This is a genomic window from uncultured Caulobacter sp., from assembly GCF_937900395.1.
Classification (GTDB): Bacteria; Pseudomonadota; Alphaproteobacteria; order Caulobacterales; family Caulobacteraceae; genus Caulobacter.
The window spans coordinates 1-15,143 of sequence record NZ_CALCDX010000011.1; the positions used below are offsets into that span (position 1 = coordinate 1).

At 69.4% G+C, this 15,143-nt stretch carries 13 protein-coding genes and 1 pseudogene; 4 read left to right on the forward strand and 10 right to left on the reverse strand.

All coding sequences use genetic code 11. The features are described 5' to 3' along the window. The coding region (locus Q0379_RS00550; RefSeq protein WP_299002997.1) for an aminotransferase class I/II-fold pyridoxal phosphate-dependent enzyme at positions 1-1,049 on the reverse strand (1,049 nt) is incomplete at its 3' end. A gap of 53 nt (positions 1,050-1,102) precedes the next feature. Here Q0379_RS00550 and Q0379_RS00555 point away from each other — a divergent pair. Further along, a complete protein-coding gene (locus Q0379_RS00555; protein WP_299003000.1) occupies positions 1,103-2,095 on the forward strand; it encodes an SGNH/GDSL hydrolase family protein in 993 nt (330 codons plus the stop codon). 166 nt (positions 2,096-2,261) lie between these two features. Here the strand turns inward: Q0379_RS00555 and rnr are convergent, their stop codons facing one another. The 3 genes from rnr to topA all read right to left on the reverse strand — a co-directional run bounded on the left by rnr (position 2,262) and on the right by topA (position 7,888). Beyond that, positions 2,262-4,544, reverse strand: a complete 2,283-nt coding sequence (gene rnr / locus Q0379_RS00560) for a ribonuclease R (protein ID WP_299003002.1) — start codon at positions 4,542-4,544, stop codon at positions 2,262-2,264. A gap of 258 nt (positions 4,545-4,802) precedes the next feature. Continuing rightward, positions 4,803-5,168 (reverse strand): hypothetical protein, encoded by a 366-nt coding sequence (locus tag Q0379_RS00565; RefSeq protein WP_299003005.1) that lies wholly within the window; start codon positions 5,166-5,168, stop codon positions 4,803-4,805. Positions 5,169-5,206: 38 nt separating this feature from the next. Continuing rightward, positions 5,207-7,888, reverse strand: a complete 2,682-nt coding sequence (gene topA, locus Q0379_RS00570) for a type I DNA topoisomerase (protein ID WP_299003008.1) — start codon at positions 7,886-7,888, stop codon at positions 5,207-5,209. Between the two features lie 174 nt (positions 7,889-8,062). Here topA and Q0379_RS00575 point away from each other — a divergent pair, with 174 nt between their 5' ends. Next, positions 8,063-8,233, forward strand: a complete 171-nt coding sequence (locus tag Q0379_RS00575) for a hypothetical protein (protein ID WP_062093605.1) — start codon at positions 8,063-8,065, stop codon at positions 8,231-8,233. On the opposite strand, the gene Q0379_RS00580 is transcribed toward Q0379_RS00575, so the two are convergent. Then, positions 8,230-8,820, reverse strand: coding sequence for a hypothetical protein (locus Q0379_RS00580; RefSeq protein WP_299003011.1), 591 nt, complete (start codon positions 8,818-8,820; stop codon positions 8,230-8,232). The genes Q0379_RS00575 and Q0379_RS00580 overlap by 4 nt on opposite strands. Positions 8,821-8,958: 138 nt before the next feature. On the opposite strand from Q0379_RS00580, the gene Q0379_RS00585 reads away from it, so the two are divergent. Next, a complete protein-coding gene (locus Q0379_RS00585; protein ID WP_299003013.1) occupies positions 8,959-9,741 on the forward strand; it encodes a hypothetical protein in 783 nt (260 codons plus the stop codon). On the opposite strand, the gene dprA is transcribed toward Q0379_RS00585, so the two are convergent. Together dprA and plsY are read right to left on the reverse strand one after the other, a co-directional pair. Beyond that, positions 9,738-10,835 (reverse strand): DNA-processing protein DprA, encoded by a 1,098-nt coding sequence (dprA, locus tag Q0379_RS00590; protein WP_299003015.1) that lies wholly within the window; start codon positions 10,833-10,835, stop codon positions 9,738-9,740. The genes Q0379_RS00585 and dprA overlap by 4 nt on opposite strands. After that, on the reverse strand, positions 10,832-11,482 hold the full coding sequence (plsY, locus tag Q0379_RS00595; RefSeq protein WP_299003017.1) for a glycerol-3-phosphate 1-O-acyltransferase PlsY: 651 nt from the start codon (positions 11,480-11,482) through the stop codon (positions 10,832-10,834). Before plsY ends, dprA begins: the two co-directional genes overlap by 4 nt. Before the next feature lie 125 nt (positions 11,483-11,607). On the opposite strand from plsY, the gene Q0379_RS00600 reads away from it, so the two are divergent. Beyond that, positions 11,608-12,261 (forward strand): hypothetical protein, encoded by a 654-nt coding sequence (locus tag Q0379_RS00600; protein ID WP_299003020.1) that lies wholly within the window; start codon positions 11,608-11,610, stop codon positions 12,259-12,261. Here Q0379_RS00600 and pyrC read toward each other — a convergent pair. The 3 genes and pseudogenes from pyrC to Q0379_RS00615 form a co-directional block, all read right to left on the reverse strand. Next, positions 12,258-13,559 carry a dihydroorotase gene (pyrC, locus tag Q0379_RS00605; protein WP_299003023.1) on the reverse strand — a complete coding sequence of 434 codons (1,302 nt, stop codon included), beginning with the start codon at positions 13,557-13,559 and terminating at the stop codon, positions 12,258-12,260. The genes Q0379_RS00600 and pyrC overlap by 4 nt on opposite strands. A 184-nt stretch (positions 13,560-13,743) precedes the next feature. Next, positions 13,744-14,742 carry an aspartate carbamoyltransferase catalytic subunit gene (locus Q0379_RS00610; protein WP_066681195.1) on the reverse strand — a complete coding sequence of 333 codons (999 nt, stop codon included), beginning with the start codon at positions 14,740-14,742 and terminating at the stop codon, positions 13,744-13,746. A gap of 316 nt (positions 14,743-15,058) precedes the next feature. Then, positions 15,059-15,143, reverse strand: a pseudogene (locus Q0379_RS00615) (hypothetical protein); the annotation flags it as partial.

Below are 15,143 nucleotides of genomic sequence, written 5' to 3' on the forward strand. Positions count from 1 at the left end.
AAGCGATGGCCTTCGACCGGGTCGAAGTCGACGCCGGGCGCGGTGCAGACGCCGGTGTCGCGCAGCAGGTCCTTGCAGAAGGTCAGCGAGTCTTCGGTCAGGTGGCCGATGTCGGCCCAGATGTAGAAGGCCCCGTCGGGCGGAGCGATCTTGCGCAGGCCCAGAGCCGGCAGGGCCTCGAGCATCAATTCGCGATTGCGGCGGTAGACGGCGATGTGGCCTTCCAGCTCGTCGAGGCAGTCCATGGCCGCCAGGCCCGCGTGCTGGGCCAGGGACGGGGCGGTCAGGAACAGGTTGCCGACATAGGCCCGAGCCCGTTCCAGATCCTCGCCCGCCGGCGTCAGAAGCCAGCCCAGCCGCCAGCCGGCCATGCTGAAGTACTTGCTGAAGCTGTTGACGATCAGGGCGTCGGGGGCGAACTCCAGCATCGAGGGCGTACGGCCCGTGTAACTCAGGCCGTGATAGATCTCGTCGCTGATGATCCGGATGCCGCGCTCGCGGCAGACCTTGGCGATCGCGGCGAGTTCCTCGGGGGCGATGATCGTGCCGGTGGGATTGGCGGGGCTGGCGACGATGACGCCGGCCGGGGCGGGCTCCAGCTCGGCCAGGTGCTTCGCTGTCAGCTGGAAGCGGTCTTCCGGCCCGCAGGCGATCTCGACCGGTTCCAGGTGCAGGGCCTTGATGGTGTTGCGGTACGCGACATAGCCGGGGCGAGCGATGGCGATGCGGTCGCCGGGCTGGAACACGCTGGACAGGGCCAGCACCAGGGCCGGGGACGCGCCGCATGTCAGGACGATCCGCTCGGGCTCGACCGTGACGCCGTAGAGGTCCTGGTAACGCTGGGCGATGCGCTCGCGCAGGTGCGGGCTCTCCCAATAGCCCATCGCCTCGGCGTCGAGGATCTCGTGGGCCTTGGCGATCGCCTTGCTCGGGGCGCCGGTCGAGGGTTGGCCGAACTCCATGTGAATGATGGAGCGGCCCTGCATTTTCAGCTCATGGGCCAGCCGGCTGATGGCGATGGCGTGGAAGGGTTCGATCTCGGCGCGCATGGTCGCGGTTTAGCGGGGTTTGACGCGGCGCGCATCCCACATGAGAAGAGGGCATGCTCGCTCTGCTGCTCGCCGCCGCCATCGTCCAGACCCCGCTGCCGCTGAACATCGGCGGTCGCGTCGCCCCCGCGCCTAACAGCGCCTACGACTTCGGCTGGCCGGGGGTCTATTTCGAGGGGCGCTTCACGGGGCCCTCCGTCGAGATCGCGGTCGATACGGGCGTCGAGCACCTGGCCGTCAGCGTCGACGGCGTGCGCAAGGCCGAGCTGATCAAGTCCGGCGAGACGCGCCTGAAGCTGGATCGCCTCGGTCCCGGCGAGCACGTCGTGCGTCTCGACAAGCTCACGGAGAGCCAGACGGGTTCGGCGCGGTTTGAGGGGTTCTTCGTCGACAAGGGCAGTGCGTTGCCGGCATCCTCGCGCCCGCATCGCATCGAGTTCATCGGCGACTCGCACACCGTCGCCTACGGCGTCCGCTCAGCGACTCGTGACTGCACCGAGAGCCAAGTCCACGACCTGACCGACACCAGCCTGTCCTTCGCCCCGATCCTGGCCGCCCGGCTCGACGCCGACTACCGGATCGAGGCCTTCTCGGGACGCGGCGTCGTGCGCAACTACAACGGCTTGGCGCCAGGCGAACCTCTGCCGGCGCTCTTTCCGCGCCTGATCCCGGGCCAGGGCGAGCCGCGCATCGCCGCGAACGATCCGTGGGAGCCCGAGATCGTGGTGATCGGCCTGGGCACCAACGATTTCTCCACCGCCCTGCATCCTGGCGAGGCGTGGGCCGACGAGGCGGCGCTGCGGAGGGACTATCGCGACAGCTATGTCGCCTTCATCGAAGGGCTAAAGGCCAGCCGTCCGGGCGCGCGCTTCTTCCTGATCCAGGGCGACACCTTCGTCGACGACGTCGCCGAGGTCGCGGGCCGCACGGGCGCGACGGCGGTGCGGATCACCGGGATGGAGCGCACGGCGTGCCATTCGCACCCGTCGGCGGCGGATCAGAAGATGATGGCGGATCGACTGGAGGCGGCGATCACGGCGAACTAGATCCTCCCCCGCGTTGCGGGGGAGGTGGCCCAGAGGGCCGGAGGGGGCTCACGCGGTGTTCGCCCAGCTTGCCCCCTCAGTCGCGGAGTTTATCCTCGGGCCGACCTTTGGTCGGTCCCGGGGGCGACAGCTCCCCCGCCATGCGGGGGAGCATCTATCCGGCGCTCTACCGCCGCTTGCCGCGGCGCACGCCCTTCGGCAAACCCCCGCGCGGCTTCACCGCCGCTTGCCGCCGCGCGCCGAGCCGTGGGCGCGGCATCTTCGGATCCGGCGGCAACGGGTCGCTGAGCATTTCGAACAGCAAGCCGCCGGTCACGGGCGTGGCCTCGACCAGCTTGACCTCGACGCCCATGCCTAGGGGCCAACGCTTGCCCGTCCGCTCGCCGACCAGGGCGTGCATCTTGTCGTCGTGGACGAAGAACTCCGCGCCCAGGGACGAGACCGGCACGAGGCCGTCGGCGCCGGTGTCGGTCAGCTTGATGAACAGGCCAAAGCGGGTGACGCCGGTGATCCGGCCCTCGAAGGTCGCGCCCACGCGGTCGGCCAGGAAGGCGGCGATATAGCGGTCGGTGGCGTCGCGCTCGGCGGCCATGGCCCGCCGCTCGGCGTGGGTGATGACCTCGGCCGTGTCCTTGATCTGGGCGATGTCCTGGTCCGTGAGACCGTCCGTCCCCAGGCCCAAGGCCCGGATCAGGCCCCGGTGCACGATCAGGTCGGCGTAGCGGCGGATCGGGCTGGTGAAGTGGGCGTACTTGGCGAGATTCAGGCCGAAGTGGCCGATATTCTCGGCGCTGTAGTGCGCCTGCATCTGGGTGCGCAGGACCACCTCGTTGATGATCGCCGCGTTCGGGCTCTCGCGGGTCTCGTCCAGCAGCTTGTTGAACCGTGAGGTCTGCGGCGCCTCGCCCTTGTTCCAGCGGATCTCGAGCGTCTGCAGGAAGTCGGCGAGGTTCTGCACCTTCTCGAGGCTCGGCGTGTCGTGCACCCGGTAGATCAGGGGCGAGCGTTTGGCCTCCAGGCTCTCGGCGGCGCAGACATTGGCCTGCACCATCATCTCCTCGATCAGCTTGTGGGCTTCGAGGGAGGCGCGCTTGGTGATCGAGGCGATCTCGCCCTCGCGGATGATGATCCGGCGCTCGTCGCTCTCGATGGCCAGCGGCGAGCGGGCCTCGCGGCCGATCTTCATCGTGTGATAGGCGGCCCACAGGGGCTTGAGGATCGGATCCAGCAGCGGCCCGGTCTTGTCGTCGGGCTGGCCGTCGATGGCCGCCTGCGCCTGCTCGTACGAGAGCTTGGCGGCCGAGCGCATCAGGCCGCGCACGAACTTGTGGCCCTTCTTGCGGCCGGACTTGTCGAACACCATCCGCACGGCCAGGGTCGCGCGGTTCTCGCCCTCGCGCAGCGAGCATAGGCCGTTCGACAGGGTTTCGGGCAGCATCGGCTCGACGCGGTCGGGGAAGTAGACGCTGTTGCCCTTCTCGCGGGCGTCGCGGTCCAGGGCCGAGCCGGGGCGGACATAGGCGGCGACGTCGGCGATGGCGACCCAGACCACCCAGCCGCCGACATTGGTCGCGTCCGGATCGGGATGGGCGTAGACGGCGTCGTCGTGGTCGCGGGCGTCCACCGGGTCGATGGTCACGAAAGGCAGGTCGCGCAGATCGTCGCGCCCCGACAGGGTCGGTTCGACGGCGGACTTGGCCTCGCGTTCGGCTTCCTCGGAGAAACCGGTCGGGATGCCGTGGCTGTGGATGGCGATCAGCGAGGCGGCGCGGGGATCGTTCTCGGATCCGACCACCTCTAGCACCTTGCCGGGCTTGGGGCCGTAGCGGCCGCCATGCGTGCCGACCTGGGCGACGACCAGGTCGCCGTCCTTGAAGTCGTGGGCCACGCTGGGGTCGAGGACCAGGCTTTCCTTGGACTTGCGGTCGACCGGCTCGACGCGAACCTCGCGGCGATGCTTGCGGATGACGCCCAGGATCTTGTGGGCGCTCTGGCCCAGCTTCTTGATCAGGCGGGCCTCGAACTCGCCGGTCTCCAGCCGCTCGAAGCGGACCAGCAGGCGATCGCCCAGGCCCGGCGCGCCGCCGGCGACCTCGCCCTTGCCGGGCGCCAGGCGGACATTGGGGACGTCGTCGTCGGACTTGGTCAGCTTCACATAGAGCTCGCCGTCGCCGTCGCGCTCAACCACATCGGCCACGCCCACGGGCGGCAGGGAGCCGGCCTCGGCGAAGCCCTTGCGGCCCCGCTTGGCCAGCGCGCCTTGGGCCTCGAGCTCGCGGATCATCTCGCGTAGGGCCCGGCGGTCGGCGCCCTTGAGGCCGAAGTGCCGGGCGATATCGGCCTTGCCGGTCTCACCGGCGTCGCGCAGGAACGCGAGCAGCGTCTCGCGATCGGGCAGGCCCGCCGGCGGGCGAGGCTTGAAGGTTTTGGGCGGGCGAAGTTTAGCCATGTCCTGCCTTAACGCGTTCGGCGGACTTAGGGAAACGCGAGCTGGGGGGCTTCCATTTGCCAGCGCCCAAGAGCCCGCCTTCCTGGGCCTTGGGCCCAGGACCCATCGTTCCGAAACAGGTGAACCTAAAGAAGCCCTGGGCCTGGAAGCTTCAGCTCATCCCAATGGCCGAGCCTGCCTCAAGCCTGGGTCCTGGGCACAAGGCCCAGGAAGGCGATGTTTCAGCAGGCGGAAATCCCAACCTAAGGGGAAGAACGATCAGTACAGATCCTCGATCGACTTCGGGACCTGCGGTTCGGCCGGCTTGGGGGCGGCTTCCGCGGCGGGCGTCGTCGCGGCGGGCGGGGCCTCGATCACCGGCGCGGGGGCTTCCTGCTCGGGCGTCTCGACCTCGACGGCCTTCGGCTTGGGCGCCTCGACCGGCGGCGGCTCGTAGGCGAGGGCGGGCGCGGCGTCCTTGACCGGGACGCCGGAGACCTCGGCCAGCGGCTGGGTGGAGGTCGTCGCGCCGCCGCGATCGATCTTCATCGCGTTGGTCAGGCCGAAGGCGAAGCCGCCGACGCAGCACAGGACCAGCGCCGTCAGCACGACATTCAGCGGCAGGGGACGTTCCAGCGTCGTCATCCGCGCAATCTACTCTCGTCCAACCCGGCTGAACAGGCTCAGGCCTCGTCGTCCCACGGCGCGGCGCCGTCGTCCGAGCCGGCGGTCGCCTTGACCTTGGCTTTGGGCGCGGCCTTCTTGGCGGCGGGCTTTTGGGCCGCCGCCTTCTTCGCGGGTTTGTCACCGTCGGCCTTGGTCGCCGCCTTCTTGGGCGCAGCGGCCTTCTTGGCCGGCTTCTTGCCGCCGCCCTTGGCCGCGCGCTCGGCGATCAGGGCTACAGCTTCTTCCAGCGTGATCGCGGCCGGGTCCTTGCCCTTGGGGACGTTGGCGTTGGTGTCGCCGTGCTTGATGTAGGGACCAAAGCGGCCCGACAGCACGCGGATCGGCTTGCCGTCCTCGGGGTGATTGCCAAGTTCCGCCAGGGCCGCCGCGGCCGCCCGCTGCGGACGCCCGCCGCCGGCGCGCTTGTCGGCCAGGATGGCGACGGCGCGGTTCAGGCCCACGTCGAACACCTCGTCGGCGTTCTCCAGATTGGCGTAGGTGCCGTCGTGCAGCACGAAGGGGCCAAAGCGCCCCAGGCCCGCCGTGATCGGCTTGCCGTCGTCCGGGTGCTTGCCCACCTCGCGCGGCAGGGAGAGCAGGCGCAGGGCCTTTTCCAGGTCCATCGCCGAGGCGATCCAGCCCTTGGGTAGAGACGAGCGCTTGGGCTTGTCGCCCTCGGCCGCCAGTTCCTCGACATAGGGGCCAAAGCGGCCGTTCTTCAGCCACACGGCCCGGCCAGTCGCCGGATTGACGCCCAGCTCCTTGTCGGCGCTCTCGGCCTCGCCGTCGCCTTCCGACACGCCCAGCTGGCGTGTGTACCGGCATTCCGGATAGTTCGAGCAGCCGATGAAGGCGCCGAACTTACCGGTCTTCAAGGAGAGCTGCCCCGTGCCGCAGGTCGGGCACAGGCGCGGGTTCGAGCCATCCCCCTTGTCGGGGAAGATGTGCGGGCCCAGGGCCTCGTTCAGGGCGTCCAGGACGTTGGTCGTTCGCAGCTCGGCGATCTCGCCGACGGCGGCGTGGAAGTCCTTCCAGAAGTCGCGGAGGAACTGTTTCCAGTCCAGCTTGCCGTCCGAAACCAGGTCCAGCTGCTCTTCGAGCGCGGCCGTGAAGTCGTACTCGACGTAGCGCTTGAAGAACTGCTCCAGGAACGCCGTGACCAGGCGGCCCTTGTCCTCGGGGATGAAGCGCTGCTTCTCCATGCGGACATATTCGCGGTCGCGCAGCACGCCCAGCACCGAGGCGTAGGTCGACGGACGGCCGATGCCCAGCTCTTCCATCTTCTTGACCAGGCTGGCTTCCGAATAGCGCGGGGGCGGCTCGGTGAAGTGCTGGTCGGCGCGGCTTTCGATGACCTTGGCGGCCGCGCCTTCGGTGATGGCGGGCAGGCGGGCGCTGTCCTCGTCGCCCTCATCGTCACGGCCTTCCTCATAGACGGCGAGGTAGCCAGGGAACTGCACGACCTGGCCGGTGGCGCGCAGGCCGGTCTTGCCGTCGGCGCTTTCCAGATCGACCGTGGTGCGCTCGATGCGGGCGCTTTCCATCTGCGAGGCGATGGTGCGCTTCCAGATCAGCTCGTACAGGCGGCCCAGCTCCGGCTCCAGGCGCAGGGAGCCAGGATTGCGGTTCAGGCTGGTCGGACGGATGGCTTCGTGGGCCTCCTGGGCGTTCTTGGCCTTGGACTTGTAGAGGCGCGGCGCGTCCGGCACGTAGTCCGCGCCATAGACCTTGCCGATCACGTCGCGGGCTTCGCTGATGGCCTCGGGCGCCATCGAGACGCCGTCGGTCCGCATGTAGGTGATCAGACCCACGGTCTCGCCGCCAATGTCGACGCCCTCGTACAGCTTCTGCGCCGCCTGCATGGTGCGCTGGGCCGAGAAACCGAGCTTGCGCGCGGCTTCCTGCTGCAGGGTCGAGGTGGTGAAGGGCGGGGCGGGCGAGCGCTTGCCGGGCTTCTTCTCGACGGCCGCGACCTTGAACGCAGCCGCTTCCACGGCCGCCTTGGCGGCCAGGGCCGAGGCCTCGTTGGCCAGGTCGAACTTGGTGAGCTTCTTGCCCTCGTGCTTGACGAGGCGCGCCAGGAACGGGTCCGAGCCGGCCGAGACGTCGGCCTCGACGGTCCAGTATTCCTGGGTCTTGAAGCGCTCGATCTCGATCTCGCGGTCGACGACCAGGCGCAGGGCCACCGACTGCACGCGGCCGGCCGAGCGCGAACCGGGGAGCTTGCGCCACAGCACCGGCGAGAGGGTGAAGCCGACCAGATAGTCGAGGGCGCGACGGGCCAGGTAGGCCTCGACCAGCTCCATGTCGAGGTCGCGCGGGGCCTTCATGGCCTCGGTCACGGCGGTCTTGGTGATGGCGTTGAAGGTGACGCGCTGGACCGACTTGTCCTTCAGCGCCTTCTTCTTGTTCAGCACTTCCAGAACGTGCCAGCTGATCGCTTCCCCTTCGCGATCCGGGTCGGTGGCGAGAATCAGGCGGTCGGCCTTCTTCATCGCCTCGACGATGTCGCTGACGCGCTTGGAGGCCTTGGCGTCGACTTCCCAGCTCATGGCGAAGTCGTTGTCGGGTTCCACCGAGCCGTCCTTGGACGGCAGGTCGCGGATATGGCCGTAGGAAGCGAGAACCGTGTAGTCGGACCCGAGATACTTGTTGATGGTCTTGGCCTTGGCCGGGCTCTCGACGACGACGACGTTCATTATAACTCTGGGCTGGAAGGCGGATCGCCTGGGAGGCGAGCGCCGGGGAAAGTGGGGCCCGCTTGGGGGTCTGTCAACGCGGGCTCTGCCGAACGGCCCTGCTTTGGGGCGCTGGTAGCCGCTTGTTAAGACGCTTGTGCGAGTTTTATGGCCTGGTTTTGTGACTGCTCGCCGATGGACCTGACCGTCAACAGGATCGCCACCGAGGCCTATGTCTCGCCGATCCGCCCGATCAAGCCCGTGACCTCGAACGCCGAACGCGCGGAAATCGCCGATCGGTTGAAGGAAGCCGTGCGCGCCGCGCCGGCCGCCGGCACCGGCCTGCTGGTCGACCTCAGCGTCTAGAGCGCCGTTCCGCGCAGGGCTTCGCAGTCTCGCGGGCCATAATACTCGTTCTTCGCCGCGATCACCTTGACCTGGCGATGCAGCACAGGCGCGAGCGGCCATTTGCGATGGACGTGCAGTTCGTAGCCGCCGCTGGGACCGCCGCCTTCAATCCGCGTGCATACGAGGTTCCTGGCCAGGCGCGTTTCCTTCTGTGGCGCGGCGTAAGCGCCCACGACGAACATGATGCCCAGGAGCCCCACCGTGCCCAGGAAATAGCCGAAGGCGATGGGCAGGACGCCGATGCTCACGGCGGTGTTCCTCAGGATGGCGCTCAGGGGCAGGCGGCCAATCCCGAAGACAAGCAGGCAATAGGCGAAATAGGCCGCGCCCAGCGCCCAGAGATTGGCGGTCAGCGACACGAACCGGACGCCGGAGAAGCTCGCCAACGTCACGACGCCCAGAACAGCGCATGCGGATAGGGAAAGCGGCTTGACGACGGTTCGCTCGACGCGCGCCGGCCCCCAATCGATAGCCGCTTGCAGCGCCAAGGCCGCGACAGGAGCCGCCAGCAGCAGGATCCAGGCCAGCTTCGTCGGAAAGTCCACGATCGCGTCCCCACAGAGGGCTCGATCTTCGGTTGTGAGCGAGCCTGTGACAAGCTGAACCATTCGCCCACTTCCTGACGTGGAGCCATGCTCCACAGACGCTCGGGCCGGCGCTTCGGCCCGTGACGTGGCGAGCCGATGGCGCACTGGAAACGACGTGGCGGGAAGGGGGCGGCCCTGGTCGTGAGCCTCGCCGCGCACGCCGCCGCCGTGGCGGTGTTGCTGACCGCCCATGTGACGCCTTCGCCGCCCGAGCCGCCGTCAGTGCTGGTCTCGCTGGTCGATCCGCCGCCGCCACCACCCCCTCCGCCACCGCCCGCGCCGCATGACGCGCCCAAGTCTCCGGTGAAGGCGCCGAAGAAGCCGCCGTCGCCCGAGAAGCCCAAGGACACCGCCAGGGCCGCGCCGCGCTCGCCCTTGCGGGTGACCAAGGCCCCGATTCCCAAGGACGTGACGCCGCTGCCGGCTAGCCCCAAACCCGCGCCGAGCCGGGTCATGGGCCTGGGCGAGGCCGAGTTGATGGGGGCGGCGACGGCCGGATCAGGCGCTGGCGGCGGTGGCGGCGGCGCGGGCTGCGACATGGTCCGGCTGCTGCAGGAGGGCCTGCGCAAGAACCCCCGCGCCCGGGCCTCGCTGATGCGCGCCCACGCCGCGACGGTCAGCGCCGGCCGCGCGCCGCTGGTCTGGAGCGGCGACTGGGTCCGCACCGACGGCGAGGAGGGCGACGGCCTGTCGGGCCTCCGCGAAATGATCATGATGGAGGTCGCCTTCGCCCCGGCCGCCTGCCGCGCCGAGCCCATGCGGGGCCTTGTGCTCATTTCGCTGAACGATGGGCCTGGCGCGGCCCGCTTCGCCCTGGGCGGCGGTCACTGGCGGTGGTCGGATCTGCTGTTCGCCAAGGGGGCGCGAAGGGGCGGCTAGAGCCCCGCTACCAGACCGCCGTCCAAGAACTCCGCGCGACCGGCCAGGCTCAGCTCGACCAGCGCCGCCATGACCGCCGAGGTCGGGGCGGCCACGGCGCGGATCAGGTCGTTGCGCGAGACGGGCGTTGGGGAGAGCAGGGCGGCGACGCGCTCCCGCAGGGCGTCCGCGTCGATGTCGGCCGGAGGCTCGGCGTCATAGCCTCGGTCGCGCTCGCGCAGCCGGGCCTCGCCCGCCAGCGACCGCAGCACGTCCTCGGCGCCCTCGCAAAGGATCGCGCCCTGGCGGATCAGGTCGTTGGTCCCCTTCGAGCGCGGATCCAGCGGCGAACCTGGAACGGCGAACACGTCGCGGCCCTGTTCGGCGGCCAGGCGCGCGGTGATCAGCGAGCCCGACTTCAGCTCAGCCTCGACCACGACCACGCCTTGCGACAGGCCGGCGATGATCCGGTTGCGGCGCGGGAAGTCCTTGGCCTGGGCCCGGCGGTCGGGCGCGCTCTCCGAAACCACGCAGCCCTCGGCGGCGAGGCGCGCGTGCAGCTTGTCGTGTTCGGGCGGATAGATGTCGCCGACCCCGCCGCCCAGCACCGCGACCGTTCCGGTGGTCAGCGCACCCTCGTGCGCCGCGCCGTCGATGCCGCGCGCCATGCCGGAAACGACCACGTAGCCGGCCGTCCCGAGGTCCGTCGCCAACTGGCGGGCGAAGCGCTGCCCCGCGGCCGAGGCGATGCGGGCGCCGACGATGGCGATCGAGGGTTCGGAGAGAAGCTCCGCGCGACCCAGGGCCCACAGCACCGGCGGGGGCGGATCGAGGGCGGCCAGACGCGGAGGGAAGTCGGGCTCGCAGCCGCAGATCAGCCGTGCGCCCAGTTTTTCGCCGGCCTCAAGTTCTTGCTCGATCGCCTCGCGCGGCGGCAGGGACAGCGGGACGGCGCGCCCGCCCCTGCGGGAAAGGTCGGGCAGGGCGGAAAGGGCCCGCTCGGGCGTTCCGTAGCGGGCCAGCAGATGGTCGAAGGCGACGGGGCCGACCGTCTCGGTGCGCGCCAGGCGAAGCCAGGCTAGACGCTGGATGTCCGAGAGGCGGCCTGGGGTCACGGGGCCTCGGCGGACGCCGGCTCGGCCGGCTTCTTCTTGCCGATCTTCGGCTCCTCGCCTTTGAGCAGGCGCGCGATGTTCTCGCGATGGCGGATGAAGATCAGGATGGCCATGAAGATCGCCAGGCCGATCAGAGCATGCGGTTGGTCGGTGGCGATGGCGAAGGGGGCGGCCAGGACCGCGGCGGTCAGGGCGGCCAGCGAGCTGATGCGGAAGAGGGCGGCCATGGCCAGCCAGGTGACGGCCGCCAGCACGCCGACCGGCCAGCAGGCGCTGAGCAGCACGCCGTAGAAGGTCGCGACGCCCTTGCCGCCCTTGAACTTCAGCCAGACCGGGAACAGGTGGCCCAGAAAGGCCGCGCCGCCGGCCAGGGCGATCACGGTGGGGTTTCCGTGGGTCAGGTAGCGAGCCAGCAGCACCGCCACCACGCCCTTGCCGCCGTCGCCCAGCAGGGTGATCAAGGCGAGATCCTTGCGGCCCGAGCGCAGCACGTTGGTCGCACCGATGTTGCCCGAGCCGATCTTGCGGATGTCGCCCGCGCCGCCCAGGCGCGTGGCGATCAGGCCGAACGGAATCGAACCCAGCAGGTAACCGCCGACAACGGCGATCGCGAGCGTCAGATAAACGGCAGAGGCGAGACTTTCCACGTTTTCTACCTTAGAGAGAGTTTTGTGCGAGCTCAAGCGCGCCGTGTCGACGAAGGGTGTAAATCGGTTCGATCCGCTGGCAAAGTCGCGCGGAATTTTCGTGGGGGAGCGTAATGGCGGGGACGATGAGCGCGGTTCGCGGCGTTGAGGGGCGAGGCGGCTGGAGCGTGTGGATTCTGCTGACCGCTCTGGCCGAGCTGGTCGGAATACTTCTGGGCGCGTCCTGGTGGGTCTGGGCCGACGGGCTTCTGCCCGAACCGGACGGGCTGTTCTGGCAGATCTCCATGCTTTTGCTGAAGGCGTTGTCGGGCGTGCCCGAGGGCATGGTGCTGGGCCTGGTCCAGGCCAACATGATGAGCCGCAGGTTGCCCGACATCTCGATCGTGCGCTGGACGACGGCGACCTGCGTCGTCGCCATGATCGGCTGGGCGGCGGGGTCGTCGTTCTCGATCTTCGCGCCCAACGCCGGCGGCGCCGACAGCTTCGATCCGACCATCTCGCAGACGGTCGTGATGGCGGCGGGCTTTGGCCTGCTGGTGGGCGCGCTGTTCGGCGGCGTGCAGTCGCTGGCCCTGGGCGGCCTGGGCGTGCCGCGCTGGCCCTGGATCGCCGGCAATGCGATCGGCTGGGCGCTGGGCCTGCCGGCGATCTATCTGGCCGCTTCGGGCTTTGCGCTGGGGCCTGTCTGGGCGCTGGGCGCGATCGGCGGCTTGGTGGCCGGCGCGCTGGTCGGGGCGGCGACCGCCATCGCCTTCGCCTTCATGACGCGGAGGGCCTAGCCCTCCGCGCGGTGGACGACGCGGCCGTCGACCACGGTCATCAGCACCTGGCCCTGCAGGCGACGGCCGTCGAACGGCGAGTTCTTGGATTTTGACAGCAGGCGGGCGGCGTCGATGATGATCGGCGCGTCCATGTCGCATAGCACCAGATCCGCCGGGGCTCCCGGCGCGATCCGCCCGCCGCGCAGGCTCAACAGCTCGGCCGGCGCCAGGGTAACGGCGCGGATCAGGTCGACGAGAGCGATGCGCTCCTCGTGATACAGCGACAGCAGGGCCGGCAGCAGGGTCTCCAGGCCCACGGCGCCCGGCGCGGCCTCGTCGAACGGCAGGCGCTTGTCCTCGGCGGGTGCGGGGCTGTGCGAGGAGACGACGACGTCGATCAGGCCCGAGGCGAGCGCCTCGATCAGCGCCTGGCGGTCGTCCTCGCCGCGCAGAGGCGGGTTCAGCTTGGCGAAGGTGCGGTAGTCGCCGATGTCCAGCTCGTTGAACGACAGATGGTTGATCGACACCGAGGCGCTGATCCGCAGGCCCTTGCCCTTGGCGCGCGACAGCGTCTCCAGCGCCTGGGCCGAGGTGATCTGGTCGACCAGCAGCCGTCCGCCGGTGGCTTCCAGCAGGGCGACGTCGCGCTCCAGCATGATCCGCTCGGCCATCGGCGAGATCGAGGGCAGGCCCATGCGTCCGGCGAACTCGCCGCCGATCGCCGCGCCGCCCTTGCCCAGCCACGGGTCCATCGGCCGGTGCGCCAGGAGGGCGTCGAAGCTCTTCGCATAGGTCAGGACCCGCTGCATCACCTTGCTGTCGACGATGGGTTTCCCCGCGTCGGTGACATAGACGCAGCCGGCCTCGCGCATCAGGCCGATCTCGGCCATCTGCTCGCCCTTCAGGCCGCGCGTCGCCGCGCCCGCCACCAGGATGCGGGCGCTGTCGATGTCGCGCGCCCGGCGCAGGATGAAGTCGACGACGCTGGGATCGTCGATCGCCGGCGCGGTGTCGGGCTGGACCACGAACGAGGTGACGCCGCCAGCCGCCGCGGCCTTGGCCGCCGAGGCCAGGGTTTCCTTGGTCTCGGCGCCGGGCTCGCCGGTGCGAACGCGCAGGTCGATCAGGCCGGGGGCGAGCAGGGCGCCGCTGCAGTCGATGACCCGCACGGCCTTGCTGAGCTTGCCGAACTCGCGGCCCTTGGCGACGTCGGTGATGACGCCTTCCGAGACGATGACGCCGCCGGGGCCGTCATAGCCGCTTTCCGGATCGACCAGGCGGGCGTTGACGAAGGCGAGGGGCTGGGACGCGTTCATGATTTCGGGCCTCGCGAACCGAACACAAACATCCGACCTTCCCGGCGAATGCCGGGACCCAGATTCATCCGGTGAATTTGGGGTGATCGCGCCATCCGGCTTGGCTTCAAGCGGCGCTGTTCGCGGGTTCGATCTGGGCCCCGGCATTCGCCGGGGAGGTCGTGAATGTTCAACGGAGCGGTGATCATCGGCCAGCCTCGTCCAAACGAGCGGCCAAGCTGGTCAGCACCGCCATTCGGGCGGCGACGCCCATCTCGACCTGGTCCTGGATCAGGCTGACGGCCGGATCGTCGGCGACGTCGGAGTCGATCTCGACGCCGCGGTTCATCGGGCCGGGGTGCATGACCTTGGCGCCCGGCGCGGCGCGGGAAAGCTTTTCGCGATCGAGGCCGTAGAAGCGGAAGTACTCGCGGGTCGAGGGCACGAAGGCGCCCTGCATGCGCTCCAGCTGCAGGCGCAGCATCATGACGACGTCGGCGCCGGCCAGGCCCGACTTCATGTCGTGGTGGACGGTCACGCCCCAGCGCTCGGCCTGGGCCGGCATCAGGGTGGGCGGGCCGACCAGCCGCACGCTGGCCCCCAGGGTGTGCAGCAGGGCGACGTTCGAGCGGGCCACGCGGCTGTGCAGCACGTCGCCGCAGATCGCCACGGTCAGCCCGGAGACGCGGCCGAAGGCGCGGCGGATCGACAGGGCGTCGAGCAGGGCCTGGGTCGGGTGCTCGTGCTGGCCGTCGCCGGCGTTGATGACGTGGCCGCTGACTTTCTGGCTGAGCAGGCTGGCCGCGCCCGACGAGGCATGGCGGATGACCAGCAGGTCGGGCCGCATGGCGTTCAATGTGACCGCCGTGTCGATCAGGGTCTCGCCCTTGGCCACCGACGAGGTCTTGGGGTTCATGTTGACGACGTCGGCGCCCAGCCGCTTGCCGGCCAGCTCGAACGAACTCTGCGTGCGGGTGCTGTTCTCGAAGAACAGGTTCATCAGCGTCCGACCCTTGAGGATGTCGAGGGTCTTGGACGTCTGCCGGTTCAGGGCCACGAAGGCCTCGGCCAGGTCCAGCAGCTCGACGGCCTGAAGCGCGTTCAGGTCGCCGGCGGACAGGAAATGGCGCTTGGGAAAGGCGAAGACGCGGGCGCGGATCGCATCGATGGCCGCGCGGGCGGGGTCATGGGCTGAAGCCGTCATGAGCCCGCGTCATAGGCGGCTTTGGGCGGGAAGGGAAGGTTGGGGGCGCAAACGCTCTGTGGAGGACGGGCGTCGAACACCCTCTCCCATCGGGAGAGGGCGGGGCCCGCGCCGAAGGCGTGGGAGGGTGAGGGCATGGCGAAGCCGGTTGTGAGTCCGCGCAAGCCTTTGTCTTCCAAACGTTTTAAGCGGCGAGGGCTGAAATCCTCACCCTCCCATGCTGCGCATGGGCCCCGCCCTCTCCCTCAGGAGAGGGTGATGGACGGAACGAGCGTTCGCGCCGACTTATCCACCCCTCCAAAACTTGCCGTATTCTCTAACCACCTCGTCGCGAGGAAAGGGCGCATGGCCAGCGACCATCGTGGCGGCGGGGGGCGATCGAGCGGGGACAGGTTCGAGGG

Bases quoted from the DNA above. Each gene is read 5' to 3' on its own strand.
- pyrC (WP_299003023.1), bottom strand. From the start codon at position 13,559: ATGAACGCGTCCCAGCCCCTCGCCTTCGTCAACGCCCGCCTGGTCGAT.
- Q0379_RS00555 (WP_299003000.1), top strand. From the start codon at position 1,103: ATGCTCGCTCTGCTGCTCGCCGCCGCCATCGTCCAGACCCCGCTGCCG.
- Q0379_RS00575 (WP_062093605.1), top strand. From the start codon at position 8,063: ATGGACCTGACCGTCAACAGGATCGCCACCGAGGCCTATGTCTCGCCG.
- topA (WP_299003008.1), bottom strand. From the start codon at position 7,888: ATGAACGTCGTCGTCGTCGAGAGCCCGGCCAAGGCCAAGACCATCAAC.
- rnr (WP_299003002.1), bottom strand. From the start codon at position 4,544: ATGGCTAAACTTCGCCCGCCCAAAACCTTCAAGCCTCGCCCGCCGGCG.
- Q0379_RS00565 (WP_299003005.1), bottom strand. From the start codon at position 5,168: ATGACGACGCTGGAACGTCCCCTGCCGCTGAATGTCGTGCTGACGGCG.
- Q0379_RS00600 (WP_299003020.1), top strand. From the start codon at position 11,608: ATGAGCGCGGTTCGCGGCGTTGAGGGGCGAGGCGGCTGGAGCGTGTGG.
- Q0379_RS00610 (WP_066681195.1), bottom strand. From the start codon at position 14,742: ATGACGGCTTCAGCCCATGACCCCGCCCGCGCGGCCATCGATGCGATC.
- Q0379_RS00585 (WP_299003013.1), top strand. From the start codon at position 8,959: ATGGCGCACTGGAAACGACGTGGCGGGAAGGGGGCGGCCCTGGTCGTG.